This window comes from Ralstonia sp. R-29 (assembly GCF_049913345.1).
In the GTDB taxonomy this organism is placed as follows: Bacteria; Pseudomonadota; Gammaproteobacteria; order Burkholderiales; family Burkholderiaceae; genus Ralstonia.
Map to the genome: position 1 here is coordinate 922796 of NZ_CP184378.1, position 25582 is coordinate 948377.

General features: G+C 64.1%; 20 protein-coding genes. 10 read left to right on the forward strand and 10 right to left on the reverse strand.

Features of this window, described 5'->3' with window-relative positions:
- Positions 1 to 187 precede the first annotated feature (187 nt).
- From ACN9M1_RS21320 to ACN9M1_RS21350, 7 genes are all read right to left on the reverse strand, one after another.
- Entirely contained in the window at positions 188 to 1348 is a 1161-nt protein-coding gene (locus ACN9M1_RS21320) for a porin (RefSeq protein WP_426400588.1), read from the reverse strand.
- Between the two features lie 150 nt (positions 1349 to 1498).
- Positions 1499 to 1945 carry a dihydroneopterin aldolase gene (locus ACN9M1_RS21325; RefSeq protein WP_426400589.1) on the reverse strand — a complete coding sequence of 149 codons (447 nt, stop codon included), beginning with the start codon at positions 1943 to 1945 and terminating at the stop codon, positions 1499 to 1501.
- Positions 1942 to 2574 (reverse strand): sarcosine oxidase subunit gamma, encoded by a 633-nt coding sequence (locus ACN9M1_RS21330; RefSeq protein ID WP_426400590.1) that lies wholly within the window; start codon positions 2572 to 2574, stop codon positions 1942 to 1944. Before ACN9M1_RS21330 ends, ACN9M1_RS21325 begins: the two co-directional genes overlap by 4 nt.
- The gene (locus ACN9M1_RS21335) at positions 2564 to 5587 is read right to left on the reverse strand and encodes a sarcosine oxidase subunit alpha family protein (RefSeq protein ID WP_426400591.1); all 3024 of its coding nucleotides are present in this window, start codon (positions 5585 to 5587) and stop codon (positions 2564 to 2566) included. The genes ACN9M1_RS21330 and ACN9M1_RS21335 overlap by 11 nt, the downstream gene beginning before the upstream one ends.
- Positions 5584 to 5898, reverse strand: a complete 315-nt coding sequence (locus tag ACN9M1_RS21340; protein WP_426400592.1) for a sarcosine oxidase subunit delta — start codon at positions 5896 to 5898, stop codon at positions 5584 to 5586. The genes ACN9M1_RS21335 and ACN9M1_RS21340 overlap by 4 nt, the downstream gene beginning before the upstream one ends.
- A gap of 25 nt (positions 5899 to 5923) precedes the next feature.
- Entirely contained in the window at positions 5924 to 7168 is a 1245-nt protein-coding gene (locus ACN9M1_RS21345) for a sarcosine oxidase subunit beta family protein (RefSeq protein WP_426400593.1), read from the reverse strand.
- Positions 7169 to 7184: 16 nt separating this feature from the next.
- Complete coding sequence (locus ACN9M1_RS21350) at positions 7185 to 8570, reverse strand: L-serine ammonia-lyase (protein WP_426400594.1); 1386 nt, start codon at positions 8568 to 8570, stop codon at positions 7185 to 7187.
- A gap of 275 nt (positions 8571 to 8845) precedes the next feature.
- Here ACN9M1_RS21350 and ACN9M1_RS21355 point away from each other — a divergent pair, with 275 nt between their 5' ends.
- The 4 genes from ACN9M1_RS21355 (at position 8846) to ACN9M1_RS21370 (ending at position 13033) form a co-directional block, all read left to right on the forward strand.
- Positions 8846 to 9958, forward strand: coding sequence for a GlxA family transcriptional regulator (locus ACN9M1_RS21355; protein ID WP_426400595.1), 1113 nt, complete (start codon positions 8846 to 8848; stop codon positions 9956 to 9958).
- A 582-nt stretch (positions 9959 to 10540) separates the two neighbouring features.
- Positions 10541 to 10840 (forward strand): hypothetical protein, encoded by a 300-nt coding sequence (locus ACN9M1_RS21360; protein ID WP_426400596.1) that lies wholly within the window; start codon positions 10541 to 10543, stop codon positions 10838 to 10840.
- Positions 10841 to 10849: 9 nt separating this feature from the next.
- Complete coding sequence (locus ACN9M1_RS21365) at positions 10850 to 12592, forward strand: DUF2334 domain-containing protein (protein ID WP_426400597.1); 1743 nt, start codon at positions 10850 to 10852, stop codon at positions 12590 to 12592.
- A gap of 147 nt (positions 12593 to 12739) precedes the next feature.
- A complete protein-coding gene (locus ACN9M1_RS21370) occupies positions 12740 to 13033 on the forward strand; it encodes a hypothetical protein (RefSeq protein ID WP_426400598.1) in 294 nt (97 codons plus the stop codon).
- Between the two features lie 30 nt (positions 13034 to 13063).
- Here ACN9M1_RS21370 and ACN9M1_RS21375 read toward each other — a convergent pair whose 3' ends face one another.
- Positions 13064 to 13966: a type III effector protein gene (locus tag ACN9M1_RS21375; RefSeq protein WP_426400599.1), complete on the reverse strand. Its 903-nt coding sequence runs from the start codon at positions 13964 to 13966 to the stop codon at positions 13064 to 13066.
- Between the two features lie 325 nt (positions 13967 to 14291).
- Between ACN9M1_RS21375 and ACN9M1_RS21380 the strand changes: the two genes are divergently transcribed.
- Positions 14292 to 15878: a glycoside hydrolase family 28 protein gene (locus ACN9M1_RS21380; RefSeq protein WP_426400600.1), complete on the forward strand. Its 1587-nt coding sequence runs from the start codon at positions 14292 to 14294 to the stop codon at positions 15876 to 15878.
- A gap of 10 nt (positions 15879 to 15888) precedes the next feature.
- Here the strand turns inward: ACN9M1_RS21380 and ACN9M1_RS21385 are convergent, their stop codons facing one another.
- Entirely contained in the window at positions 15889 to 17202 is a 1314-nt protein-coding gene (locus ACN9M1_RS21385; protein WP_426400601.1) for a hypothetical protein, read from the reverse strand.
- 263 nt (positions 17203 to 17465) lie between these two features.
- Between ACN9M1_RS21385 and ACN9M1_RS21390 the strand changes: the two genes are divergently transcribed.
- Positions 17466 to 19784 carry a TonB-dependent siderophore receptor gene (locus ACN9M1_RS21390; RefSeq protein WP_426400602.1) on the forward strand — a complete coding sequence of 773 codons (2319 nt, stop codon included), beginning with the start codon at positions 17466 to 17468 and terminating at the stop codon, positions 19782 to 19784.
- An 18-nt stretch (positions 19785 to 19802) separates the two neighbouring features.
- Here ACN9M1_RS21390 and ACN9M1_RS21395 read toward each other — a convergent pair whose 3' ends face one another.
- Positions 19803 to 20192 (reverse strand): hypothetical protein, encoded by a 390-nt coding sequence (locus ACN9M1_RS21395; protein WP_426400603.1) that lies wholly within the window; start codon positions 20190 to 20192, stop codon positions 19803 to 19805.
- Positions 20193 to 20673: 481 nt separating this feature from the next.
- Here ACN9M1_RS21395 and ACN9M1_RS21400 point away from each other — a divergent pair, with 481 nt between their 5' ends.
- From ACN9M1_RS21400 to ACN9M1_RS21415, 4 genes are all read left to right on the forward strand, one after another.
- A complete protein-coding gene (locus ACN9M1_RS21400) occupies positions 20674 to 22050 on the forward strand; it encodes a hypothetical protein (protein WP_426400604.1) in 1377 nt (458 codons plus the stop codon).
- A 69-nt stretch (positions 22051 to 22119) separates the two neighbouring features.
- On the forward strand, positions 22120 to 23316 hold the full coding sequence (locus ACN9M1_RS21405; RefSeq protein ID WP_426400605.1) for a hypothetical protein: 1197 nt from the start codon (positions 22120 to 22122) through the stop codon (positions 23314 to 23316).
- Positions 23317 to 23453: 137 nt separating this feature from the next.
- Positions 23454 to 24053 (forward strand): hypothetical protein, encoded by a 600-nt coding sequence (locus ACN9M1_RS21410; protein WP_426400606.1) that lies wholly within the window; start codon positions 23454 to 23456, stop codon positions 24051 to 24053.
- A complete protein-coding gene (locus tag ACN9M1_RS21415; protein ID WP_426400607.1) occupies positions 24016 to 25533 on the forward strand; it encodes a leucine-rich repeat domain-containing protein in 1518 nt (505 codons plus the stop codon). The genes ACN9M1_RS21410 and ACN9M1_RS21415 overlap by 38 nt, the downstream gene beginning before the upstream one ends.
- Positions 25534 to 25582: the final 49 nt, after the last annotated feature.

Genomic DNA, 25582 nt, shown 5'->3' on the forward strand with positions numbered 1-25582 from the left:
ACCGGCCCCCGCGTCATGCGGAGGGCCGGGCAATTTCCCAATCTATCTGCCTGTCTACCTAGGGTCCGTTTACATATGGAACGTACGCCCGCAAGGGGCATTTGGGTTGGCCCCGGATCTCGCAAATTCGGGGACAACGGGCGCACGTTGCATAGGTAAACAGACCCTGGAGACAGGCAGCGCAACATCAGAACTTGTGGCGGAGCGCGATGCGGGCCTGGAACTGATTCGCCGTCGACGAAGCATTTGCCGCTCCGGGCAGATCAGCCAAATCCAATGCTGTACCCGTCTTGCCGCCGGCAACGTGCAGATAGGCGCCCTGGAAGTAGATGTCCGTGCGCTTGGAGAAGTTGTAGTCTGCCATCACCCCGAAGGCATGCACTTTCGGCGTGGCATCACCGGACGACCCATGGAAGTTCTCCAAGGTAAGCGTATACAGCGCACCGGCATAGAACGCGGGGGTGAACTGGTATTTGAAGTTCGCCTCAAGGTTCTGGAAGCGCAGTGAATTCAATGTCCCGCCGGCTGGCACGATCGACCCGGAAATGTACTCGGTCGACTGCGGCTGGTTCAGATTCGTATTGGAGTACGCGAAACCTACCGTCGCTGCGCCGAACGTGTAATTGATGCCAGCACCAAAGATGCGCAGACGGTTGGCGAGAAAGTTCTGGTCGCCGCCATTGTTGATGGCGCCGCCCGCCGTAGACGATGGGTTGTCTGCCTGTAGATACCCGGCTGCCAGCAACAGCCCGCCATTCGTGTATTGCATCCCCGCGCTGTACTGGCGGTTCTTTGCGAAGCTCGTATCGTTGCTGAAGCCGTAGGTGCCGCCAAACTGGAATCCCGACCAGACCGGGCTCGTGTACTTGACGCTGTGGTTGACGCGGAACGAGTAGATGAAGTTGTCGTTGTCGTAAGGGTGGCCGAACATGGTGCCGCCCCAGTTTCCGGCAGCCGTGGTCTGCGACAGATAGTCGATCACCGAGTCGTACTGGCGCCCGAACGTAACGGTGCCGAACCGATTGTCGGAAAGCCCAACGTATGCCTGGCGCCCGAAGAGCAAGCCGCCTTGGCCCGCCCTGCCGGTGTCGGCATTGAAGCCGCTTTCGAGCTGGAACAGCGCCTTGGTGCCGCCGCCGAGGTCTTCGGAGCCCTTCAGCCCCCAGCGGCTGCCTTGCGCAAAACCGCTGGCCATTTCGACCAGGCTCTTTCCGCCGACGTTGTTCGTGTAGTTGATGCCTTGGTCGATCACGCCGTAGAGCGTGACGCTGCTTTGTGCAAAAGCGGGCGCGGACAGCATCAGCGCGATGCTCGAGCCAAGCGCCGAGCCCAGTGCGACTTTTTTCATTGGATTTCCTCCTCGTATTGTCGAATCGCGCCGCTGCCCAGCCCGTCAGCAAGACAGCGGCGACACTACGAGAGTAGTCTCCAGAACCCCAATATTTGATGCTAAAACCGACACGCGCTTGAACGCCGACGCCATCGGCGCGAGGGCTGATCAGGCAGCCTTTCCACTGCGCCGAAGGTAGTCGGCACGCGTCCATTCCAGCGCAACGCCCACGCGCTGCGTGCCCGGCCGGATCTTCGGCTTATGCACCGCCAAACTCAGGGTGCCGAGCGCCGGCCATTCTCGGAACGAGAACGCTGCCAACTCCGCCACCAGCGTCTCCAGCAAGCGCGTATGCGCTTTTTCTGCGAGGAACGCAGTGATGCCCGCGCAATAGCGCTCGTAGTCGATCCAGTCGGATTCCTCGCGCGGCTCGCAGGCGTAGCCGAGGCGCGCGTCAATCACGATGGGCTGCGGCGCATTGTGTTCGTGCGGATGAATGCCAATGCGCACCGGCACAGTGAGCGCGTCGACAAACACGCTCCAGCCGCGCCCGGGCAGCAACGGCATATCGAGCGCGGGGAGCGAAGCATGGAACGCGGTTTCGATCGGCTTCATGTCGTCAGCGGCGTGGCCGCATCGAGCATGATGCGGATGAAGTAATCAGCAAAGCTGCGACGCACGACGATCTCGTATGCGTCATCCCCAGTCGGGATCAACACGATCGATGCCTTGAAGTAGTGCGATTGCGCACACTGCCCCGGCTTGAAGATGCGCGGATGCAAGTCGAGCGGGCACCCGCGCGCCAGCACATCGCGCGTGCAATTGCCGCTGATCTCGACCACCGCGTAGCCACTGCCCACGTCCACAGCTGCCGCATACGAGCCCTGCACGGCTTCGGCCAGCTTCGCCTCCAGCACCCCGGTCTGCACCGGCACCGCCGAGCGCACGAGCCATTCGTCAGGGCCGAGCCACAGCACGTCGTAGTCGGTACTGCGCGCAACGGTGTTGGGTGTAACCGGTGGGCGACAACCCACCACGCGTTCAAAGGCGGACACAAACGCCGGGTCGTTCAACTCGCCGCGCACGTTGACGAGGTCAAGAAACGGCCGCTCGCGCAGCATGAACTTTTCTGGCGCCCGGGCCTGCCGCGACTTCAGCAGGTCAGCTGCACCAACGAAGGGCGACTCAAGACGGACGCTGCTCATGCTCGCCACCTGCGCTTCGGCTCTCGATTCATTCCACATGTTGGCGCACCCCTTCCGTATCGTAGAAAACCGGGCTTGAGATCGTCGCAGTGACGCGCTTGCCATTGGCCAGCGGAATCACCACGCTCTCGCCCATCTTGCTCAAACCGCCCTTCACCACCGCCAGCGCAATCGAGCGTTTCAGGATCGGGCTGTAGTAGCTCGAAGTGACATGGCCCAGCATCGGCACGGGGGCCGGCGTCCACTCGACGGTCCCCACCTGCGTGTCCTTCGCCACAATCTGCGCGCCTTCCGGCAGCACGAACTGGTCATCTTCGGTGAGCAGGCCGACGAACTGCTTGCGGCCTTCCTTGGCCGTGTCCGAACGCGTGAGCGAACGCTTACCGAGGAAATCCTTCGATTTGGCGACCAGGCCACCCATGCCCAGGTCATACGGCGTGACCGAACCGTCCGTGTCCTGGCCGACGATGATGTAGCCCTTCTCCGCGCGCAGCACGTGCATGGTTTCGGTGCCGTACGGCGTAATGTCGAACTCGGCACCGGCCGCCATCAGCGCTTCCCACACGGCGCGGCCCGCGTTGGCCGGCACGTTCACCTCGTAGGCCAGTTCACCCGAGAAGCTGATGCGCATCACGCGCGCCTTCGCACCGGCCACCGTGCCGTTGCGGTAGCTCATGAACGGGAATGCCTCGTTGGCGAAGTCGATGTCCTGACACACCTTCTGCACGACCTTGCGGCTCTTGGGGCCCACCACAGCAAACGTCGCCCAGTGGTCCGTCACCGACGACAGCCGCACCTTCATGTCCGGCCACTCGGTTTGCAGCCAGCGCTCCAGCCACGTAAGCACGCGCGCGGCGCCACCCGTGGTGGTCGTCATCATGAAATGCTGGTCGGCCAGGCGCACGGTCACGCCATCGTCGAACACCATGCCGTTCTCGTCGAGCATCAGCCCATAGCGGCACTTGCCGACTTCCAGCTTGCCCCACGGGTTGGTGTACATCCAGTTCAGCAGCTTGACCGCATCCGGGCCCTGGATGTCGATCTTGCCGAGCGTGGAAGCATCCAGAATGCCGACGCTGTTGCGCACCGCCAGGCATTCGCGCTTCACGGCGGCGTGCAGGTCTTCCCCCTTCTTCGGGAAATACCACGGGCGCTTCCAGTTGCCGACGTCTTCAAACAACGCGCCATGCTCGACGTGCCATTCGTGCACGCAAGTCTTGCGTACCGGGTCGAGGAAGTTGCCCAACTCACGCCCGGCAAACGTGCCGAACGACACCGGCGTGTAGTTGGGGCGGAACGTGGTCGTACCCGTCTCCGGAATCGACTTGCCCAACGCCTGCGCCAGAATCGCCATGCCGTTGATGTTGCCGAGCTTGCCCTGATCGGTGCCGAAGCCCATGGCGGTATAGCGCTTGACGTGCTCCACCGACTCAAAGCCCTCGCGCGCGGCAAGCAGGATGTCCGTCACCGCCACGTCGTTCTGGAAGTCGACAAACTGCTTCGGCCCGCGCGTGGCGGCTTCGGGTGTGCCGATCAGCCAGAGCGGCTGCAAGACGCCCTCGGCCACCTCCGTAACCCTAGGTGCTGCAGGAGACTGCACAGCGGGCAAACCCGCAGCTTGCGCTGCCTGAACGCCGGCATCCATCGCCTGTTGCAACGCGGCCGCAAAGCTGAATTCACCCGCCGCAGCGCCAATGCTCTGCTCCGCCTGCAGGCTCTTGCCCGGTACAAAGCAAACCTTGCTGTCGCTCCACTGCGCTTTGCCGCCCGATTGCGCAAACAAGTGCAATACCGGGCTGAAGCCGCCCGACGTGGCAACCAGATCGCACGGCAGCGTCGCCAGCTTGGCACCGAGCTTGCCATTTGCGTACGAGGCGACTTCCACCGACGACACGCGCAACTTGCCGGCCGCCGTCGTCACCACCGCCCCGCTCATCACCGTCACGCCCTGATGTTTTGCAGCGGCAGGCAGTGCGCCATTACTGGCAGCACGCGAATCCACCAGCGTCACCTTCGCGCCGCAAGCCTTCAGATCGAGCGCAGCCTGGTAGCCGTGGTCGTTGTTCGTGAACACGACCGTCTCGCGCCCGGGCAGCACGCCGTAGCGATGGATATACGCCGAGACCGCGCCCGCGAGCATCACCCCCGGCAGGTCGTTGTTGCCGAACACGATAGGCCGCTCTTGCGCGCCCGTGGCCAGAATCACGCGCTTCGCACGTACCTTCCACAGCAGCTCGCGCGTGCCCTTGCGCATCGAGATCGGCAGATGATCCGTCAGGCGCTGCGTAACGGTGACCAAGTTGTGATCCTGATAACCGAATGCCGTGCTACGCGAGAGGATGGTCACATCGGGCAGCTTGCGCAGTTGCGCCTCGATCTTCTCGACCCACTGCAGCGCGGGCTTGCCGTCGATCTCCGCGCGGCTCGACAGCAGGCTGCCGCCAAGCTCGCGCTGGTCGTCGACGAGGATGACCCGTGCGCCCGATACCGCCGCAGCATGCGCCGCCGCGAGCCCCGTCGGTCCACCGCCCACGACGAGCACGTCGCAGTGTGCGTAGCACTTGTCGTAGCGTTCGGCGTCGCGCATGTCGGGGGCCTTGCCCAAGCCGGCGGCTTCGCGAATCTTTGCTTCGTATTTCGGCCACATCTTGCGCGGCCACATGAACGTCTTGTAGTAGAAGCCCGCCGGCAGGAAACGCGCGAACTTCTGGTTGATCGCATAGCGATCATTCTCCAGCGACGGCTCGGCGTTCACGCTCGTGGCCACCAGCCCCTGATACAGCTCGATCTCGGTCGCGCGGGCATTCGGCACCGTGTACGGCCCGGTTTCCAACTGCACCACCGCATTCGGCTCGGCGACGTCGGCCGTCATGATGCCGCGTGGGCGGTGGTACTTGAAGCTGCGCGCGACAAAGTGCACGCCGTTCGCCAGCAGCGCGGACGCCAGCGTGTCGCCCTGGAACCCCTGATACGTACGGCCGTTGAACGTGAACGTCAGCGGAATCGCACGGTTGATACGGCCACCTGTACCGAGACGGTCTTTCTGGCTCATTTGCTCGCCCCTTCTTGCTTAGCGTTGGCATCGGCTTGGCCGGCATTGGCGCCGCCGCCGAATCGTTCGTAGCCCTTGATGTCGTAGGTAACCGTATCGCGCGTGACCTTGAACCAGCGGCGGCAGCCTTGCGCGTGCAACCATTGCTCCTTGTGCAGCCCGCGCTTGTTCTCACGCATGAACACGTACTCGCCCCATTCGCGGTCGGACATGGTCTCGTTGTCCACGGGGCGCACGATGTCGGCTTCCCCGCCGCAAGAGAATTCAGATTCGGCGCGCGGCCCGCACCACGGACATTCGATCAGCAACATATTGGGTTCTCCTCGTGGTGGTGCATCAGTGCGCGACGGCGGCGGCACCGTGCTCGTCGATCAGGTGGCCGGTGTAGAAGCGGTCGAGCGAGAACGGCGCGTTCAGCGGGTGCGGTTCGTCACGCGCGATGGTGTGTGCGAACACCCAGCCTGAGCCCGGCGTCGCCTTGAAGCCGCCGGTCCCCCAGCCGCAGTTGAAATAGAGACCTTTCACGTCGGTCTTGCTGATGATCGGGCAGGCGTCCGGCGACACGTCCACAATGCCGCCCCACTGGCGGTTCATCCGCACGCGCGAGAACACCGGGAACATCTCGACAATCGCCTGCAGCGTGCCTTCGATGATGTGGAAGCTGCCGCGCTGGCCAAAGCCCGTGTACTGGTCGATGCCCGCGCCGATCACGAGGTCGCCCTTGTCGGACTGGCTGATGTACGCGTGCACCGCGTTGGACATGATCACCGAGTTGACCACCGGCTTGATCGGCTCGGACACCAACGCCTGCAGCGGGTGGCTTTCGATCGGCAAACGGATGCCGGCCATGTCGGCCAGCGTGGTTGTGTTGCCGGCGGCCACCACCGCCACCTTCTTCGCCTTGATAAAGCCCTTGACCGTATCCACGCCGACCACCGCACCGCCTTCGCGGCGAATGCCTGTGACCTGGCAGTTCTGGATGATGTCGACACCCGCACGGTCTGCCCCGCGCGCAAAGCCCCAGGCCACCGCGTCATGGCGGGCAACGCCCGCACGGCGCTGGATCGACGCACCGAGCACCGGGTAGCGGCTGTTCAGGTTGATGGTCGGCTCGATCTCCTTGATCTGCGCGGGTGTCAGGAATTCAGCATCGACGCCGTTCAGCCGGTTCGCATTCACGCGGCGCTCGGTGTCGCGCACGTCCTGCAGCGTATGGGCTAGGTTCAACACGCCGCGCTGGCTGAACATCACGTTGTAGTTCAGGTCTTGCGACAGCCCTTCCCACAGCTTCATGGCCTTCTCATACAGCGCGGCCGACTCGTCCCACAGATAGTTCGAGCGCACGATCGTCGTATTGCGTGCGGTGTTGCCCCCGCCGATCCAGCCCTTCTCCAGGATCGCCACGTTCGTGATGCCGTGCTCCTTGGCCAGGTAGTACGCCGTGGCCAGGCCATGCCCGCCGCCGCCGACGATCACGACGTCGTATTCCTGCTTCGGCTCCGGGCTCTTCCACTGCTTTTCCCAGTTCTCGTGATACGAGAGGCCGTTGCGGAACAGGCTGAATATCGAGTAGCGGCTCATTGTGGTTGCCCCTTCATTAGCATTCGATGACGTTCACGGCCAATCCGCCGCGCGACGTTTCCTTGTATTTCGTTTTCATATCGGCGCCGGTTTCGCGCATCGTCTTGATGACGGAATCGAGCGACACGTAGTGGGTGCCGTCGCCCTTGAGCGCCATGCGCGACGCGTTCAGCGCCTTGATCGCACCCATCGCATTGCGCTCGATGCACGGAATCTGCACCAGGCCGCCTACCGGGTCGCAAGTCATGCCGAGGTTGTGTTCCATGCCGATCTCGGCGGCGTTTTCGACCTGGTCTGGCGTGCCGCCCATCACAGCAGCCAGCGCGGCAGCGGCCATCGAGCACGCAACGCCCACTTCGCCCTGACAGCCGACTTCTGCGCCCGAGATCGAAGCGGTTTCCTTGTAGATGATCCCGATGGCCGCTGCGGTGAGCAGGAATTCAACGATGCCGGCATCGTTCGAGCCCGGCACAAACTTCACGTAGTAATGCAGCACGGCAGGGATCACGCCGGCCGCGCCATTCGTGGGCGCGGTCACAACGCGGCCGCCCGCAGCGTTCTCTTCGTTGACGGCCATCGCATACAGGTTGACCCAGTCGAGCATCGACAGCGGATCGCGCAGCGATTCTTCCGAGCGGGCGCGCAGGCGGGCGTTCAGTTCGGCCGCGCGGCGCTTTACGCGCATCGGGCCGGGCAACTCGCCTTCGGCCTTGCAGCCGCGCTCCACGCAGGCGGCCATCGTGCGCCAGATCGTGAGCAGGCCTTCGCGCACGGCTGGCTCGGGGCGCAGCGCACATTCGTTGCGCAGCATCAGCTCAGCAATCGACAGCCCGTGCTCGCGGCACTGCCGCATCAAGTCGTCGCCCGTGCGGAACGGATACGGCACTTCGGCCGCCGCGCGCACGCCGTTCACACGATCGCCTTCGCGGTTGACGACGAAGCCGCCGCCGACCGAGTAATACTCCTTCTCGACCAGCAGTTGCCCGTGCTCGTCAAACGCCTGGAAGCGCATGCCGTTCGGGTGCACGATGCCCGTGCCGCTCATCAGCTTGCGGTAGAAGCCGATCTGCTCCTTTTCTTCAAAGCGGATCGCCTGCTTGCCAAGCAGCAGCAGCGACTTGTCTGTACGGATGGCCGCGAGGCGTGGCGCGATCAGGTCGGGGTCGATGGTGTCAGGCAGATGGCCTTCCAGGCCGAGTAGCACGGCCTTATCAGTGCCATGCCCCTTGCCCGTGGCGCCCAGCGATCCGTACAACTCCACTCGCACGCGGCGCACGAAGCCCAGCAGGTTGGCGTCTTCGATATGCGAGGCGAAGCGGCAAGCGGCAATCATCGGGCCGACCGTGTGCGAGCTGGACGGGCCGATGCCGATCTTGAACAGGTCGAACGCGCTGACGTTCATCTGGCAGCCTTTGCGTGGGGACGCGTTGAATGACGTTGGCCGCCAGTACACCAAAGCCTAAAATTGGCAGATAGAACAAAAACGGCATCGGCGTGGGATAGCGCCGCCAAGCCCCCGCAGGCCCACCGCCGTGGACGTATTGGCGATGATTTGCGGCGGAAAACCACAAGTCCGCGCACAACCAATCGGCGACGCTGACAGCACCGTGCGGGCGCAGATTGCCGGTTTTACCCAATACACAGACGCTGCCCGCCGGGCACCCAAGACTGGCCGCAATGACACCCGACGCACCCGATGTACGCGCCTTAGCCGCTTCAGCCGCCTCCGAATCCGTGCCTGCCGCGGCCTCCAAGCGCATCCGCTTTGGCATCGTGCTGCTGCCGAACTTCACGCTGACCGCGTTCTCGGGGTTCGTCGACATGCTGCGGCTGTCTGCCGACGACGGCGACTACAGCAAACCCGTACGGTGCGCGTGGAGTGTGATTGGCGAGACACTCGCTCCGGTGCGCGCCAGTTGCGGTATCCAGATCACGCCGTGGGAAACCTTTGACGAGGCCCAACCGTTCGATTACGTGGTGGTCGTGGGCGGGCTGCTGCACTCGGGCCCGCAGGCGGGGCCGGAAACGCTGGAGTTCATCCGCCGCACGGCCGCCGCGGGTGCAACCATCGTGGGCATCTGCACCGGCGTGTTCACACTGATGCGCGCGGGCGTATTGGAGGGTCATCGCGCGTGCGTGAGCTGGTTCCACTACTGGGATTTCCTCGAACGCTTTCCCGCTGCCAACCCGGATCTGCTGATCGCCGATCGTCTGTTCGTAATCGACCGGCGCCGCATCACCTGTTCGGGCGGGCGGGCATCGATTGATGTGGCGGCGGCGATCCTCCTGCGCCATTTCGATCATGCAACCGTGCAGAAGGCGCTGCGCATCCTGCTCGTCGGAGAAATGCAGAAGGGCAACGCGCCACAGCCGCATCCTCCGGGGTTGGAGCCAGCCACGCACCCGAAGGTCAAACGCGCGATTCTGTTGATGGAGCAGCACGTTGGGCGTGCGCTGCCGCTGGAGGAGCTGGCCTACAAGCTCGACATGTCCACCCGGCAACTCGAGCGCCTGTTCAAGGCCGAAACCGGCAAGAGCCCACAGGCGTTTGCGAAGCAGGTGCGCCTGCGCACGGCCGCGTGGCTGCTGACCAGCTCCGACCGCACGGTGGCCGACATCGCCCTGGGTTGCGGCTTTGCCGATGCATCCCACCTGGGCCGCGAGTTCCGCAAGCAGTTTGGCGTGCCGCCCGCCGCCTACCGGGAAAAGGGTGCACCGGCCCACCCTCCCGGGCTGCCGGAAAGCGACGACACGGCATTGCCGGAAGACGAGCCGATACCACTCGAGTAAGTTTCTGCGTGCCCAGGCAGGCAACACAACAGGCCCCAAAAGGGCTCAAAACCCGCCGAATGCCGATTCAAGAATGAAACAGAATCGGCAAGTTTCCGTCGTCGCCGCCACACGCTGTTTCAGAAAGCCAAGCAAATTCAAACCCCTGCGGCGGGTGGCATGATCTTCGCTCGCTTTTGAAATCCACACCGCGCCTCATGGATACGGCCAACGGCAATGGCGTGAACCCGCGACGGTTCTGCCGCTGACGTGGCCGCATGGAGGCCGCCCATGCTAACCACCGCACGCGTCTTCGGCACTTACCGGCACCCCATGCAAGGGCGCCCGGCATGCGGCTGTGCACCACCATCCAAAAACGAAACAGAATCCGCCCACGTCAGCCAGAGGGCGCGAGCGCGCACGATGCCGTCCGCACCATGGAGGCCCAAGCCACGTCACTAGAACGGTAGTACGCACACTTTTCAGGGGGACACCGCGCCAGATAGCCCACGCGCCTATCTGCCGTCGGGAAACTGGGACAGGCACGCCGCAGCGGAGTGCGCGCGGCGTTCGGCTTTGTTGTTTTGGCAAAGGAGACACAGCATGACGACCAAACAACGATTGCTGGCATTGGCATGGGCCAGTTTGCTGGCGGCAGGTAGCGGTATGGCGGTGGCCGCCGGGCCGACCGGCACGGGCGCCGGCGGTGCCCCACCCCAACCCAATTCCCACATGAAAGACGGCAAGGTGGTTCCCCCGCCGCAACCCACGGTGCCGACGATGGTCCTGCCCGGCATGCCACGTTCCTTGATGCGCGAAGCCGAGCACGGGCACAGCCGGGGCGGCGCCATGGCAGCGCCCGACGCAGTGCAGCGCCAGAACGGCAATGTGTGGGTGAACTAGGGGCCGATCATGAAAAAACTGCTATTGACTGGCCTGCTGGCGCTCTGCCTGCTGGTGGCAATGACGCGCCCGTCGACGGTGCCGTCTGCGCAAGCCGCAACACCCATCAATGTGCTCGTGCTGTACGACGCGCCGCCTAACACGCCCTATACCAACCTGGGTTTTGCGTACGCGATCATGCTGCGCAACCTGCTGGGCCACTGGAACACCAACGTCAACCTGATGCCGGTGCAGAACTACACGGCCGGGATGGCGCAGGCCAATCAGGTCACGTTCTATATGGGCAGCTACTACAACAACCCCATTCCACCGGCGTTTCTGCACGACGTCATGACCACCACCACCTCCGTGGTGTGGTTCAAGTACAACCTGTGGGAACTCGCCTGGGACACGACCGACTACGCCAACCCAACCTTTACGCAAAAGTTCGGGGTGCAGTTCAACCAGCTCTATGGCTTCAACGGCAATGTCTACCCATCGTCGAGCAATCCAAACCCCGGGTTCTACGACACCGTGACGTACAAGGGCATGTCGATGGTGAAGTACTACGCCTTCAATGCCACCACCGGCGCGGTCAGTGCCGACCCCGACATCGGCATCACGCAGGTGACGGACGCCACCAAGGCCAAGGTGCTGGTCAACATCACCGACAGCCAGACCAGTGCCGTGGCGCCCTACGTGGTGCAGGCCGGCAACTTCTGGTATGTCGCCGACATTCCGTTTTCCTACATCGGGCCCCGTGACCGCTACCTGGCGTTCTGCGACTTGCTGCACGACATCATGGGCGACAGCCCATCTACGGTGTATACGCACCGGGCCATGGTGCGCTTTGAAGACCTGAACGCCTACACCACCACCAGCTCGATGAAGAAGCTGACGGACTATCTGTACTCGGTGCACGTTCCGTTTTCGATGGCGACCATCCCCGTGTACACCGACCCAAACGGCTACTACAACGGCGGCGTGCCGGAAACCATCCCGCTGGCCAATGCAACGGGGCTGCGATCGGCGCTGAACTATGCACTCAAACATGGCGGCAAGGTGGTGATGCACGGCTACACCCACCAGTACGAGAACGTGGCCAACATCGACAACGCCGTCAGCGGCAATGACTTCGAGTTCTGGTATGCGGTCAACAACACGCCCACTGACGACGACTCCGTGCAATGGGCGGGTGGACGGCTCGATGCGGGCCTGCAGCAGTTCACCAGCAACGGCTACACCCCCTTTGCATGGGAGGCGCCGCACTATGAGTCCTCGCCGCTGTCGATCCAGGCGGTGCCGCCGCGCTTTACGTCGACGTACCAGCGCGTCGTGTACTTCGCGTGCACCAACAACACCTACAACAGCGTCACGAAGCTCTACAACACCTGCAGCAATTCGGATCTGTACACGCTCAATTCCACGGCTAACAACCATGCGTTTGCGGTGGGGCAGTTCTTCCCCTACGTGATCAATGCCGACTACTACGGGCAACGCATCATTCCGGAGAACCTGGGCAATATCGAATACAACATCTGCAGCGTCGATCCGTTCTCGTGTCTGACCTACACATGGCAAGACCTCTATCTGAACGCGCAGTACGCATGGGTGGTGCGTGATGGTTTTGCATCGTTTTTCTTCCATCCGTTCTGGATCGATTCGGACATGCAGGGTACGGCCGCATCCAATGCGTTCCACGATTTTCAAAGCCTGGTGAACGGCATTACCAAGCTTGGCTACCAGTGGGTGGACGCGAGCACGGTCAAGTAAACACCGCCGACGGGCCGGAACAGGGCCGGCCCCGGTGGGAGGGGACGAGAATTGTTGAGCTTTTCAGCTGGCGGGCGGCCGCACAATCGACGCAGCGTCCCGCCTGGCGGCGTGGGCGCGATATGTTGCTGCCCCACCTGAACCGCGATGATCGATCCAAACGAGCTTGAGGCGTTGAACGCCTCGATCAACACCAACCTCGCCAATGTCTCAAAACTCGGTGCACGCGTTGTCGTACTGAGCCGCTTCATTGCCGCAGTCTTTCCGCACGTGCCCGCCAGCGAATGCGCCGCCATCGAGCAAGCCTTCCGGCGCGAGATCAACAACGCCATGTTGATGACCAGCGACGAACCCGTGCCGGGCATCTACGAAGAAGCGCTGCTCGACGAAGTCAACCTGCTGATTGCCGCGCTCAAGCAGCGCTCGCAGATGCTGCAATAGGCAGCGGCAACCCAGCTCCCACCACCGCACTCAATCGGCGGGGCGGGCACCAAACCGCTGCCTGATTAGCGTCGACGGGTAACGATAGTTCCAACGCAGTTCGGTGCCGGCCGCCACAGGCTCGGTAGTAAAGAACGCGCGGATGGAAAAGCGCCGCCCGCAGCGTGACGCAGCCAGGAACACGGCGGCCTCCATGTTGTAGCCCACCTCGGCCTGCCGATCCGGTTCGTTGCCGGTGTAGGCAAACACGGTGTTGGCCATCGCCAGGATGTTCTCGCCGTCCACCCACGATTCGATACCGTCTGCCGTAGTGGACAGCACGAACGAATCCTCAGTGCACGTGTAGTAGGTGGCGGGCGTCATCAGCCGGCCTCCGTACACACCCAGGCATTCGCCCGCCGCAATATCCCGCACCGCAAACACGCCGCGTTCGCCGACGAGGGCGTGTTCGCGCGCGTCGCGCAGGTCTTCAAAGCGCATGGGCCGGCACAGCAGCTTGCGGTGGTACAGCGCGCCGCGCGCGTCGGGCGCGGCCTCGGCCTGCAGATAGGGCCAGACCGCATCGGCCGGGTAGCTTCGCGAGGTCCCCGCCGGGTGACCGGCTTCGGACAGCGTATGGATGATGATCGGCTCAGCCGCTGCGTCCCGAAACGGATAGCGCGTATCCAGCTCGGGCGAGTACGGCAACCGCGCAACCGGGTGCATCTGCTTGAACGCGGCAACCTGCTCGTGCAGCGCCTGTACGCAGCGCATGACAGCCTCGTCGTCCGGCTCTTTGGACGCGAATTCCAGAATCTCGGACTTGAGCGTCTGCGCGACCGCGTAGAGCGCCTCATGCCGGGCCACGAGTTCGGCGGCCTCGGCTGCCTGGCGGATGCATCGATCAATGCGCGCAATCAGCGCGTCTGCAGAAGGCAATGCGGACGAATACATGGGGCAATCGTGGCGAAAGTCGACAGGCGGGCGACGGGCGCCAAATGCGCCAAGTCCAACCGTACAGCAGCCACCATAGCGGCTAGGCCTCGAGCCACACAGCACAGAGGCGAAGCCAGCCATCACGGGGCGAAGGACAACGCCGCCCGCCTGCCCGCTTTCTCAAAAAAGCTCACCAAATCTGCCGTTTCTTTGACGCAAGCGACGCACGGCGTCAGGACACGCTGTAGTACGTGGCACCCCTCGCCCTGGGGGTATATGGCATGGTTCGTGCGGATTTGCGTGAAGTTTGACCACAACCGATCTTCACGAGACCTCCTCAGCGATGAAAGCCACACCCTTCCTGGCCCTACTGACAACCCTGGCAAGCGCCACCGCCGCCCATGCAGCCGGCGCCCCCGTCTCCACACAATGGGGCACCGTGAGCGAACCAAGCCTGCCCACCGCCGTGTGCGGCACGCCGCTTGTCGCGACCATCACGCCGGTCAACGGCTCGGTGGATGCGGTGGACGGCAACGCCTCCAACTCGCAGCCGGATACCAAACGCATCCAGGCCGCCATCAACGCGTGCCCCGCTGGGCAAGCCGTCAAACTCGTGACGGGCGCCGCCGGGCAAACGGGCTTTCTCTCCGGCCCGCTGACCATCAAATCCGGCGTGACGCTGTGGATCGACAAAGGCGTCACGCTATTCGCCTCGCGCAACCCGGCCGATTACGACAACGGCCTGGGCACCTGCGGCACCGCCACCGTGGCCAACGACAAATCGTGCAACTCGCTCATCACCGCGCGCGACACCGTGGGCAGCGGCATCGTGGGTGACGGCACCATCGACGGGCGCGGCGGCAGCCTCGTCACCAGCGGCCCGAACGCCAACCGCCTCACGTGGTGGGACATCGCCTACCTGAACAAGACCAAGGGCCTGAACCAGCAGAACCCACGCTTGGTGCAGCTCTTCAACGGCAGCAATTTCACGCTATACCGCGTGACGGTGCAGAACTCGCCCAACTTCCATATCGTGACGACAGGCACGGCGGGCGTCACCGCCTGGGGCATCAAGATCGTGACGCCGAGCCTGGTGTACTCCGTGCCCGGTTACAAGTGCGCGGCCGGCACCACGCCCGACCAGGTCACCCCCGCCACATGCTTCACGCCGGAAACCGTCAAAAACACCGATGGCTTCGACCCCGGGCAGTCCACCAACGTGCTGCTCGCGTATTCGTACATCAGCACGGGCGATGACCACGTAGCCGTCAAGGCCAGCAGCGGCGCCGTCAAGAACCTGACCTTCGCGCACAACCACTTCTACTACGGCCATGGTCTGTCGATCGGCAGTGAAACCAACGCGGGCGTGAGCAACATGCTGGTCACCGACCTCGTCATGGACGGCTACGACAGCTCGGGCGGCGGCGGCCTGCGCATCAAGTCCGACGCATCGCGCGGCGGCCATGTCGACAACGTCGTCTACAACGGCATCTGCATGCGCAACGTCAAGGCACCGTTGGTGTTCGATCCGTTCTACAGCAGCAGCAAAGGCAAGCTGTATCCCAGCTTTACCAACATCGTTGTGAAGAACTTCCACGACACGGGCACCGCCAAGCTCAAGGCGCGCAGCATGACCTTCCTCGGCTACGAGGCCAAGAAGCAGAAGCACCCACTGATGATCACGCTGGACAACGTGGTCTTTGACGGCGCACAGCCGACGTTCGAGGGCGCGCACGACGGCGGCCCCGCCTCTCCGGCTGATGTGCACTTCACGTTTGGCGGCACGGGGCCGGTCGGCTTTGCCAGCGGCATCGTCACGTCGTCGTCCAATGACGTGACCGTGACCGGCGCACCGGGCTCGGCCGCACCCGTCGATTGCAGCAACGTGTTTGTACCGCTGAAGTCGGTGGCGCCCAGTTCGCCGATCTGATGCGTCCGCTTTAAAGCCCGTGCTGCGCCCGGTAGTGGGCTTCCGCACCGGCGTGGTCAGGCATTTCGTTGAAATGGTGTGCGCGGGCGTCTTCATTCTGGTGAATCATCTGCAGCTCCTGCGCGGTCAATTGACGCGGTTGCATACGCGCAGTGTGCGATGTGCGACGCACCGAGCTTGGCCGAGCCACCGGGCGCTGAGCCAGGTGATCGGCGTAAGCCTGCTGGTAGTTCGGCATTTCGTTGTGATAGCGGGCGCGCCCATCTTCAGTGTGGCGAATCTGCGCACGCTCGTGATGGCTCAACACGGGGGCCGCGGCGCTCTGCATGCGGGGCGGGGCCGATGCCGCACGCTGCGGCGCGGGATTGCGGCGCGCCAGGTAGCTTGCGTAGTCCGCATGTGCCTGAGCGTAGTCGGGGCGCACAAAGCCGTCGTATTTCGCCTCCTTTTCCGCATCGCGCTCGAAGTCTTCGAGCGTCAACTCGGGGGCAGCCTGCGTGTGCACGGGTTGCGGCATGGCCGCAGTCGGACGAGCGTACTGGCGACCGTACTGCGGTGCCTGCGCGTGAGCCGCTTGCACGGGCGCACTTTGGCGAGGACGCAGCGCCGCCAATCCCTCAAAGTCCTTGAAGGACAGCTTTGCAGGCTGCGGCTGTTGTCTCTGCATAGCCGGCTGCGGTTGCTGTCTCTGCATGGGCGGCTGTGGCTGCTGTCTCTGCATGGGCGGCTGTGGCTGCTGTCTTTGCATGGCTGGCTGCGGTTGCTGTCTTTGCATAGCCGGCTGTGGCTGCTGCCTGTGCATGGGCGGCTGCAGGCTCGCAGCAAACTGCTGCAGATGGGCGTCACGCGTGCGGGTGTCCTTGATGCTCAGGATCACCTGCATCTGCTGCAACAGCCTGATCGTCTGCGCGGGCGGCAGGTGCGCGACGTGGCGGTCGAGCAGCTCCATGGTCTCGATCGGCTTGCGCCAGGCACGCTTGCCGCCTTCGGTGGGCAGGTGTTCGATCTGGGTCAGCACCCGATCGCGATGATGCTGAATGGCGATCTGGCTGCCCTGCGTGCCGTGTCCCGGCGTGCGCATCGAACGCGGCTTGGCGGAAGTGGCAACGGGTGCTGGCTGCCGCGCGGTCACATTGACCTGCGCTGCTCGCAACGGCGCCCGAGCCGTGCCGCGCGGGCTGGCGTTCAGTTCGGCCAGCGCGCCCTGGCGGGACCGTGCAGCGCGTCCATTCGACGTCTGTTGTGGCGCCACGTTTTCTTTGTCGGCCGTGCTGCGGCGATGCGTCCCGATGGCAGGTTGGAGCCCGATCCGATAGTTACTCATGATGTGTCATTTGATTGAGAACCGCCATTCAGAGCGCTCGGCTGGCACACGGCGTTGTTGGCCATGCTAGCCTTGCCCACGCATGAGGCACGTCGCCACAGCCGAAGAGCGACAGCCTCGGCCGAAGTCATCCGTCGCTCCCAATGCCATGGCCCGGCTGGTGAGGCGAACGTCCACACACAACCCCGCGGCGAGGCTCGGCAACGCATGCCATTCCAGATCGTTTTCGAACATCCGACTGCACGATGCCCGCATTGCCTTCCATGACATCTGTGGCCCTCGCCGTTCGTCGCCGTTCCCGCGTTACCGCCCTGCTCATCGCGCTGTCCATCACGCGGCACGCCTACGGTCTTACCGAAGACGATCCGCACCGGTTTCATATCGAACGCGCATCGCTCGAACACGTGCTGATGGAAATCACGCGCGTGAGCGGGCACACGGTCTCGTTCGCATCCAGTCTGGTCAAGGACCGCGTGGCAGGCCCGATTGAAGGCACCATGACGGCCGCAGAGGCGGCCCGGCGCGCGCTGCAGGACAGCGGGTTGGCACTGGCCGCATTGCCCGACGGCACACTCACCGTGGTCACCACCACGGCGGGCGCAGGCGACACCGAACCAGAGCCCAACATCGGCACGCTGCCGCCATCCGAAGTGCGTGGAACGGCGGGCCAGGGGTTCGCGGAGTTCTCCACCAGCGCCATCACCCGCGTCGAAATGCCGATGACGAGCATGCCGCATGCCGTCAACACCATCACCAACGGCCTGCTGACCAGCCAGCGGCCGCCGTCACTGGCCGTGGCGCTGGCGCAAGCGGGCGTCACCTCGGTGCAGACGGACCCAACCGCGCCGCCGCTATACGCCATCCGTGGGTTCATGACCGATACGATCTCGGTGGATGGCCTGCCCGACAGGCTCGCCCCCTTGCGCCCGATGGAGGCCCTCGAAGACATCAACGTCATCAAGGGGCCGAATGCCGATGTGGCAGGCGTGACCATGGCGGGGGGCGCCATCAACGCCAACTTGAAAGCACCCACCAAAACCACGCAGCGCAGCGTGGCCGTGGAACTGGGCTCGCACGCAGAACGCAAGGTTGCAACCGACCTGGCGGGGGCCATCGGGTCGAATGGTTTGTCGTACCGCGTGGTAGCGCTCAACGACACCACAGCCAACAGCGAGGGCGGCTATGCCGGGCACCGCGTCAGCTACGGTCACGGCGCGCTCGGCTGGCATGACGGCGCCACGGACATCACCGTGGGGGCGGAAACGCTGTCCAGCCGGCAGCCGGTTCAGCCATTCACATTTGCTCTGAGCGGCACCCCCGCGCGCATTCCCGCGCAAACGCCGCTCGGCAATGCCGACGATCGTGTGAACGGCACTGGTAGCCGCGTGTACTACACCGTCTCGCACAACCTGTCGGACGACTGGGCCGTGCATTCGCGCGCCAGCTATGAATCCGTGTCGGAACAGTCCGTTCAATGGAGCCTGGCATCTGCGTCGGCCAGTACCGCGCCGAGCGCCATACTCAACACCATGTGTGGCATGGGCTACCGCACGGACAGCCACCTCTGGGCGTTCTCCAATGAATTGACCGGCGCCTTCTCGCACGGCGCGCTGCGCCACACGTTCACCCTCGGTTGGGACGAGCTTCACGAGCGGCAGGACATGCTCACGCCGGGCGCCGATTCACTGGCAACGCAAGACCCGTTTGCGCCGGTGCCACTGCCAGCGCCGGTCTTCATTCCGGGAATGCCACTGTCGCAAACGGGGCGGCAATCGATCTTCCGCTTGCGAGATCGCATCGCCATTGGCGAGCGCTGGGAGATATCGGCCTCCATTCGCGCAAACGACTATGTCGCCAAGCTGCCTCACGCGCATCTTCAGGGGCTGGCATGGACGCCGGCCGCAGGCGTGCTGTACAAGCTGACGCCGCACACTGCGTGGTTTGCCGATTATTCACGCGGGTTCCAGATCAACACGGGCTACTTCTATGACGGCAGCGCCATGCAGCCCGAACGCAGCCGGCAACTCGAAACCGGCCTGCGCTGGGAGAACACCGCGCACACGCTGACAGCGCAAGCGGCGCTCTATCGCATCCGCGCCAGCAACGTCAGCGTGGCCGACGTCGCACATCCGGGCTACTACACGCAGATCACCGACCAGACCAGCCAAGGGCTGGAGCTGTCCATGCAAGGCACGGTGGCCCCTGGTTGGGAGGCTGCACTGTGGCTGGCGCTGTCTCGCATCTCGGGCGCGCTGCCGGGTGGCGCCCTGCCGAGAACGCCCACGCGCGGCGGTTCACTGTGGACGACGTACACCGTCCAAGGCGGCGCACTCGCAGGCTTCGGTGCAGGCCTCGGTATCAACGCGCAGAGCAGCGTCGATTCCTATGGCCAAACGCCCTACCGCCTGCCGGGTGCCGTGCGCATCGACAGCAGCCTGTTCTGGCATCAGAAGCCATGGCGGGTCGATCTGTTTGCACGCAACCTCTTCAATGTGCGCGCCTACGGCAACACGCTCGCGGGCAACTTCATTCCGATCCTGCCCGGCCGCACGCTGGCGCTGCGCGTGACGCGCGATTTCTGAACCCTCACCCGGCGCGCGTTAGTTGATCAGGTCCTTGGCGGCCTTGCTGCCTTCTTCCATCAGCTTGGCGAGCGTGTTGGCGCGGTTGAGCGCGTTCTGCATCTCTGCGCTGCGGATCATGGTGTCGGCCTGCATCTGCATGATGCGCTCCATGCGCGAATCGGCATCGGCCTGGGTGCGTGGAAGGGCCGTCTGGCGGCGCTTGGCCTGAGGATGCGCAGCGGTATCGTCGCCGGCTTCCTTCGAACGCTTCTTGCCGCGTGTCGACAACGCGCCCAGTTCACCCTGCGAGGTGCGTGCGGCACGCTCCGGTGCGGCTGGCGTTTTCGCCGGCGATGTGCCCGGCGTGCTGTTGCGGCTGATGTGGGGCCGGACGTTCAGTCCGCTGATCTTCAATGGCAATGGCATGGCAGGCACCCATGAGTGAAGGACGCCTGCATGCTAGGTAGCGCATCGCTGCATGCATCGCTATCACCCGAAAACATGCGCGCCTGCGCGAAGCTTGTCGATGTACCCACATTCCGGCCGCGCGCAGCCTGCTTTTCGCGCCTGTTCCATTTCGCCCCAGCGATCAGCGCTTCGGCCCTTCAGGGTCGCATGACAGGCCGCATTCACTAACGTTCCACCAAAGTCGCCCGACCTGCTATTTCGCCTTGCGAGTGGCCTGTCGGCACGCGGCTGCCCTGGGCTGCGCGGCCCGGCACGGGCAGCCCCTAGGCCATCCCCGGCCCCGCGACCCGAACCGGAATCGGAAGCGATTGCGGTGCCGGCGTTTCTCTGGAAGCGCCGGTCACGCAGCGTTTCCCTCCTCTCTGTATTGGCATTGCCTCCAGTCAGCGGCCTGGGCAGTGCCAAGCATTACGCCCGCCCACTGAGGTGACTCATGAACATGAAAGTCCAAGACAACGCATCACTCAATATCTCGACCCAGTTGCAGTTGGATCAAGCCAACAAGCAGCCGAACCAGGCAGAAAGCCCGCTGCAGCATCTCGTGCAAGACATCCTGAAGGTGATCGAAGCGATGCTGCGCAATGCCACGGCAAACGGCGGTGCCAATGCGGGTGCCGGCGGTGGATCGGGTGCGCCGGCCGGCGGCGGTGCACCTGCCGCTGGCGGCGCGCATGGCCCGTCTGCAAACCAGGGCTCGCAAGGCGCCCAAGGCTCTCAAGGCTCTCAAGGCGCGCAGGGTGCCAACAAGGGCCAGCAAGTGGGCGACGACAACGGCGACTCGAGCAGCCAAGACCCGATGCAAGCGCTCATGAAACTGCTGGAAGACCTGCTCAAGTTCATGAAGCTCAGCGAGCAGATGCAGCACAAGCTCGACACCGGCGAAGGCGCCAAGGGCGTCGACGGCGCAGGTGGTGCCAGCGGCGGTAAGGGCCTCAACATGGACGACATGCTGCAGATGCTCGACGACGCGCTGCAACTGATGCAGCAGCAGATGATGTCGAATGCCTTCGGTGGTGCTGGCGGCGCTGGCGGTGCCGATGGCGGCGCTGGTGGTGCAGGCGGTGCTGACGGCTCGGCTGGTGCTGATGCATCGGGCGGTGCTGATGCATCGGGCAGTGCTGACGCTTCGGGCAGTGCTGACGCTTCGGGCAGTGCTGATGCCTCGGGCAGTGCTGACGCCTCGGGCGGCGCCGACGCTTCGGGCGGTGCTGATGCTTCGGGTGGTGCTGATGCTTCGGGCGGTGCTGATGCTTCGGGCGGTGCTGATGCCTCGGGCAGTGCTGACGCCTCGGGCGGCGCCGACGCTTCGGGCGGTGCTGACGGTTCCAGCGACGCCCAAGGTGCAACAGGCGCGGATGGCGCAAACGGCACCGACGCCACCGGTCAGAAGAGCAATGACTCCATGATCGAACAACTGCTGAAGGTCCTGGACGACATCCTCAAGATGCTGGCCCAGCAACAACAGCAGGCGCTGGGCGGTGATCAATCGCAAGGTGGCGGCGCTGGCGCTGGCGCTGGTGCGGGCGCCGCGGGCGGAGCGAGCGGCGCAGGCGGCACGCAGGGTGCCGGTGGCGCAGCTGGCGGCCAGGCAGCCGGCGGTGCAAACGGTGCGTCGGGTGCAAACGGTGCATCAGGCACGCCGAACACCTCCGCAGCCGATGGCGCGAACGGCGCAGACGGCACGGGCAACGGCGCCAACAACCCGATGGCGCAGCTCGAAACCTTGCTCAAAGACATGATCAAGGTGCTGGAACAACTGCAAGCCCAAAAGGCTGGCGGCGCGCAACAGCAGCACACCCAGGTGCAAGGCGCCTAACGCCAAGCCACCTCACCCGACGGCCGGCAACGGCCGTCATTTTTGCCATCTCAAGCAAGGAGACTCACCATGAGTATCTTCAGCAAAATCAAGCACGCCTTTCAGCACATCGGCGAAGACATCGCCAAGGTCGGCAAGGGCTTTGTCCACGCCGCCGAAAGCGTAGGCAAGACCCTCGTCCACGACGTGGAAGCCGTTGCCAAGCAAACGGCAGCCCTGACCAACGACCTAGTGCATCTGCGCCTCCAAAAAGCGCTGCACGACGCCGTGGGCGTTGGCGAAACCGCCTTCAAGGGCATGCGGGACCTGAACACCGCCGCCTTCGACGTGGCTGAGAAATCGCTGGAAAACGCCCACCTGAGCAAGGGCCTGGACAAGGCACTGAGCAAGGTGGACAAGGCCCGCGGTTTCGTCAACGACATCGCCGACCGCACGGTCAAGGGCATCGGTGACAGCGTCAACGGCGTTGCAGACAGCAGCATCGCTGCGGCCAAGGCGGCGGCGCACGGCCACTTTGGCGAAGCGCTGGGCGATATTGGCTCGGCCGCCGGCAACGCTGCACAGCTGGCCTCGGACCTGACGCCCGAGGGCCTGGCTGCCAGCGCTGCCGCAGCAACGCTGCAAAAGACGCATCTTGGCGGCGCGGTGGTCGACTCTGTCGTAGAAGGCGCGCTGACGGGTGGCCGTAGTGGCATCAAGGATGCGGTCAAGCTCGCCGCCAAGGAAGGCGCCAAGGCCGAAGTTGGCGTTCAGGCGCAAAACCTGTTCGACAAGGCCGCCAGCAGCGGCAATGGCAAGGGCGCCATGCTGCTCGACGCAGCGGCGACGGGTGCCGGCCTGGCAGGCGATCTCCACGCCTCGCGCAAAACGCGCCACGCCTCGCAACCTGAGGCGCACTACGCCACCGAGCAGCATCCGGCCCACACCAGCGAGCAAGACGGCGCTGGCCGCAAGGGCAAGAAGAAGCACGAGGCCGAAGTGGATTCGAGCAACGGCAACGGGAACAGCACCGGCAAGACGGGCAACGGGAACAACGCGCAGCCCAACGGCGCCGACCCGACCGGGCAAGACGCGCTGCTGGAGCTGCAACTCCTGCAACAACAGTCCGCCCAGCAGCGCACGCTGGCCGCCATCAAGTCGAACGGCAACGACGACGATGATGACGATGGCGACGACGTCACCTCCAAGGCCCCCATCTCGGCACCGCAATCCTCGGGTTCGAGCCAAGTGAGCGCCAGCGCGTCGACGCACAAGAAGGCCGCGTAAGCCGCCGCTTGTTCTTGCCTCACCTCGGCCCCACGCGATGTTTGCGTGGGGCTGATGCTTTGAGCACGCGCCGTGCTCACTCAGACCCTCATCGGGCTCCCACACCTTCGTCGCGCCGTTTATTCGTCTCGATCTCCATGCCCTCGATCAATCCATTTCGCCGGACCTCGCACGCCCCGGCTGCCGACTCCACGCCGACACGCGGCGGTGTCCCGCCCTATGTGACGCCCCTGCGCCAAGAACCCGCACAACAACCACGTCGACGCGGCATTGCCGGGCTGTTCGGGCGACGCCGCGCATCGACCCATGCCGGTGAGGGTTCCACCGCCCGCCCCCACGTCACGGCCGGTACGCCAGCCGGCACAGCGCGCACGGCGCCGAACAGTCCGCTCCATGGGGCCGCCTCGGCGTCGAACCACCCGATGCATGGCGCCGCCGCCATGGACGCGCGCATCGCCGCCTCTGGCGTTCGTCAGGCACTGGAACAATGGCACGCGCAGATGCTGTCCCAGATTGCCGACTATCGCCCGGCCGACCCGCCCGCCGGCTTCAGCGCAGCACGCCAGCTCAACAACGCGCGAGAGCGCATCGAAGACGTGGCCCGAGGCCGCTGGGACTCCGCAGACAAGATCGTGCTAAAGACGACACCCGTGCTCCAACTGCCGGAGTTCGTTTCCGAAATCGCCCACCTCAAGGCGCTTGCTGTCGGATTGCGACCTGCGCGAGTTGCCGCATGATCTGGGCAACCTCGGCATGCTGGAAACGCTCAAGCTGCACGACAACCGGCGTTTGCAGACCCTCCCCAATACGCTGGGGCAACTGCCGCAACTCAAGCACCTCGAACTCGTGGGAAGCGGCGTGCGCGATTTGCCGCCCTTGCACGGCCTGGTGAACCTTGAGCACCTTGCGATCAAGAGCACACCGCTCACGTCGGTGCCGCGTGACATTGGCAACGCGCAGAAGCTGAAGACGCTGTCCTTGGCACATACCTACCTACGCGACGTGCCGGCCAGCATCGGCAATCTGTCCAGGCTCACTGCGCTGAAGTTGAACAACAACGTGGGGCTGACCGCGATACCCGAATCCATTGGGAACCTGCGGAACCTGCACACCCTCGACCTCTCGCACTGTCCGCAACTGCGCGCCATACCGGCTTCTGTCGGAAAACTGCGCAACGTCACCATCGATTTGCGCGGTTGCACAGGCCTCACCATGGAAGGCCTGCCGAAATCGCTCGTCACGCCCAAGCCAGGCCGCAAGGTTCACTTTCCCGAACACCTCCGAGACGAGATCGGTAAAGCCCGTGCAGAGCTGGCCATGAAGCACGACCCGCGGCTTCAACTTCTGCACGCCGACATCGATCGCAAGAACGAGGAAATGGAAGATGCCGTCTTCGGCTCGGCCGACATGAACAACGCACAACTGGTATCGGTGGCGTTCCGCCTGAAGGGCGCGCACGACAGACTACCGGCGGTGCAAAACCAAGCTGTGCGCAACCTGATGGCCCCGCAGGCCAACGATTCCGCCGCCATGCGGCAGGCACTGGCCGAGGCGTTCAACACCGAGCCGAACCGCGAAGTTTCCAACCGATTGAATACCGCGGCGCGCGCATTGCCGCGCACCTTGCAGCATGAACTTGCCGACCTGGTGCCCTCCAGCGCCGGGCGCCAACTGGTGATCGCCATTGGCGAAAGCGCCTTCGGCGTACGCGGCAACAGCCGGCTCCAACAGCGGCTGCCCGCATTCGCGCACAACATTGCTAGCCACCCGCAAATCAAAGCGCTGCGCGAGCAGGCACGGCGCTTTCCATCCGCCAATCTTCCGCACGAAACGGCTGCCAAGCTGATGCCCATCGTCCAGCAGTTGTGGGACACCACACTGGCCAAGGCTGCACTCGAAGCCCTTCCAGTGGATTTGCAGAAGGAAATGAAGCCCATGCTGGCGTCGGCCGACGGCCGGCAATTCGTACAGGAACTCAGCAAGGTGGCCGACGGTGCCCGAGGCACGAGCGCGCTCAGGGCGCTTTTGCCGCAACTGGCGATGCGGATGGCGCAAGACCCGCAAGCAAAGGCCCTCCATCGGCTGATGCAAGCAGACCGGCAAGCCAGCCCGGATGAGCGTAGTGCAGGCCTTGCCGTGGCGTTGCTGCCCATCGCTCAGCAGCACTGGCAGACACTTCAGCGAGAAGGCACTGCCGGTCCGTCACGCCAAGCCTGACGGTTTTCGGGTGCCCACAATGAACAAAGCCTCCCACTGGGAGGCTTTG

Excerpts from the sequence above, each read along its gene's own strand:
- ACN9M1_RS21320 (WP_426400588.1), bottom strand. The coding sequence starts at position 1,348 with ATGAAAAAAGTCGCACTGGGCTCGGCGCTTGGCTCGAGCATCGCGCTG.
- ACN9M1_RS21325 (WP_426400589.1), bottom strand. The coding sequence starts at position 1,945 with ATGAAGCCGATCGAAACCGCGTTCCATGCTTCGCTCCCCGCGCTCGAT.
- ACN9M1_RS21330 (WP_426400590.1), bottom strand. The coding sequence starts at position 2,574 with ATGTGGAATGAATCGAGAGCCGAAGCGCAGGTGGCGAGCATGAGCAGC.
- ACN9M1_RS21335 (WP_426400591.1), bottom strand. The coding sequence starts at position 5,587 with ATGAGCCAGAAAGACCGTCTCGGTACAGGTGGCCGTATCAACCGTGCG.
- ACN9M1_RS21340 (WP_426400592.1), bottom strand. The coding sequence starts at position 5,898 with ATGTTGCTGATCGAATGTCCGTGGTGCGGGCCGCGCGCCGAATCTGAA.
- ACN9M1_RS21345 (WP_426400593.1), bottom strand. The coding sequence starts at position 7,168 with ATGAGCCGCTACTCGATATTCAGCCTGTTCCGCAACGGCCTCTCGTAT.
- ACN9M1_RS21350 (WP_426400594.1), bottom strand. The coding sequence starts at position 8,570 with ATGAACGTCAGCGCGTTCGACCTGTTCAAGATCGGCATCGGCCCGTCC.
- ACN9M1_RS21355 (WP_426400595.1), top strand. The coding sequence starts at position 8,846 with ATGACACCCGACGCACCCGATGTACGCGCCTTAGCCGCTTCAGCCGCC.
- ACN9M1_RS21360 (WP_426400596.1), top strand. The coding sequence starts at position 10,541 with ATGACGACCAAACAACGATTGCTGGCATTGGCATGGGCCAGTTTGCTG.
- ACN9M1_RS21365 (WP_426400597.1), top strand. The coding sequence starts at position 10,850 with ATGAAAAAACTGCTATTGACTGGCCTGCTGGCGCTCTGCCTGCTGGTG.
- ACN9M1_RS21370 (WP_426400598.1), top strand. The coding sequence starts at position 12,740 with ATGATCGATCCAAACGAGCTTGAGGCGTTGAACGCCTCGATCAACACC.
- ACN9M1_RS21375 (WP_426400599.1), bottom strand. The coding sequence starts at position 13,966 with ATGTATTCGTCCGCATTGCCTTCTGCAGACGCGCTGATTGCGCGCATT.
- ACN9M1_RS21380 (WP_426400600.1), top strand. The coding sequence starts at position 14,292 with ATGAAAGCCACACCCTTCCTGGCCCTACTGACAACCCTGGCAAGCGCC.
- ACN9M1_RS21385 (WP_426400601.1), bottom strand. The coding sequence starts at position 17,202 with ATGAGTAACTATCGGATCGGGCTCCAACCTGCCATCGGGACGCATCGC.
- ACN9M1_RS21390 (WP_426400602.1), top strand. The coding sequence starts at position 17,466 with ATGACATCTGTGGCCCTCGCCGTTCGTCGCCGTTCCCGCGTTACCGCC.
- ACN9M1_RS21395 (WP_426400603.1), bottom strand. The coding sequence starts at position 20,192 with ATGCCATTGCCATTGAAGATCAGCGGACTGAACGTCCGGCCCCACATC.
- ACN9M1_RS21400 (WP_426400604.1), top strand. The coding sequence starts at position 20,674 with ATGAAAGTCCAAGACAACGCATCACTCAATATCTCGACCCAGTTGCAG.
- ACN9M1_RS21405 (WP_426400605.1), top strand. The coding sequence starts at position 22,120 with ATGAGTATCTTCAGCAAAATCAAGCACGCCTTTCAGCACATCGGCGAA.
- ACN9M1_RS21410 (WP_426400606.1), top strand. The coding sequence starts at position 23,454 with ATGCCCTCGATCAATCCATTTCGCCGGACCTCGCACGCCCCGGCTGCC.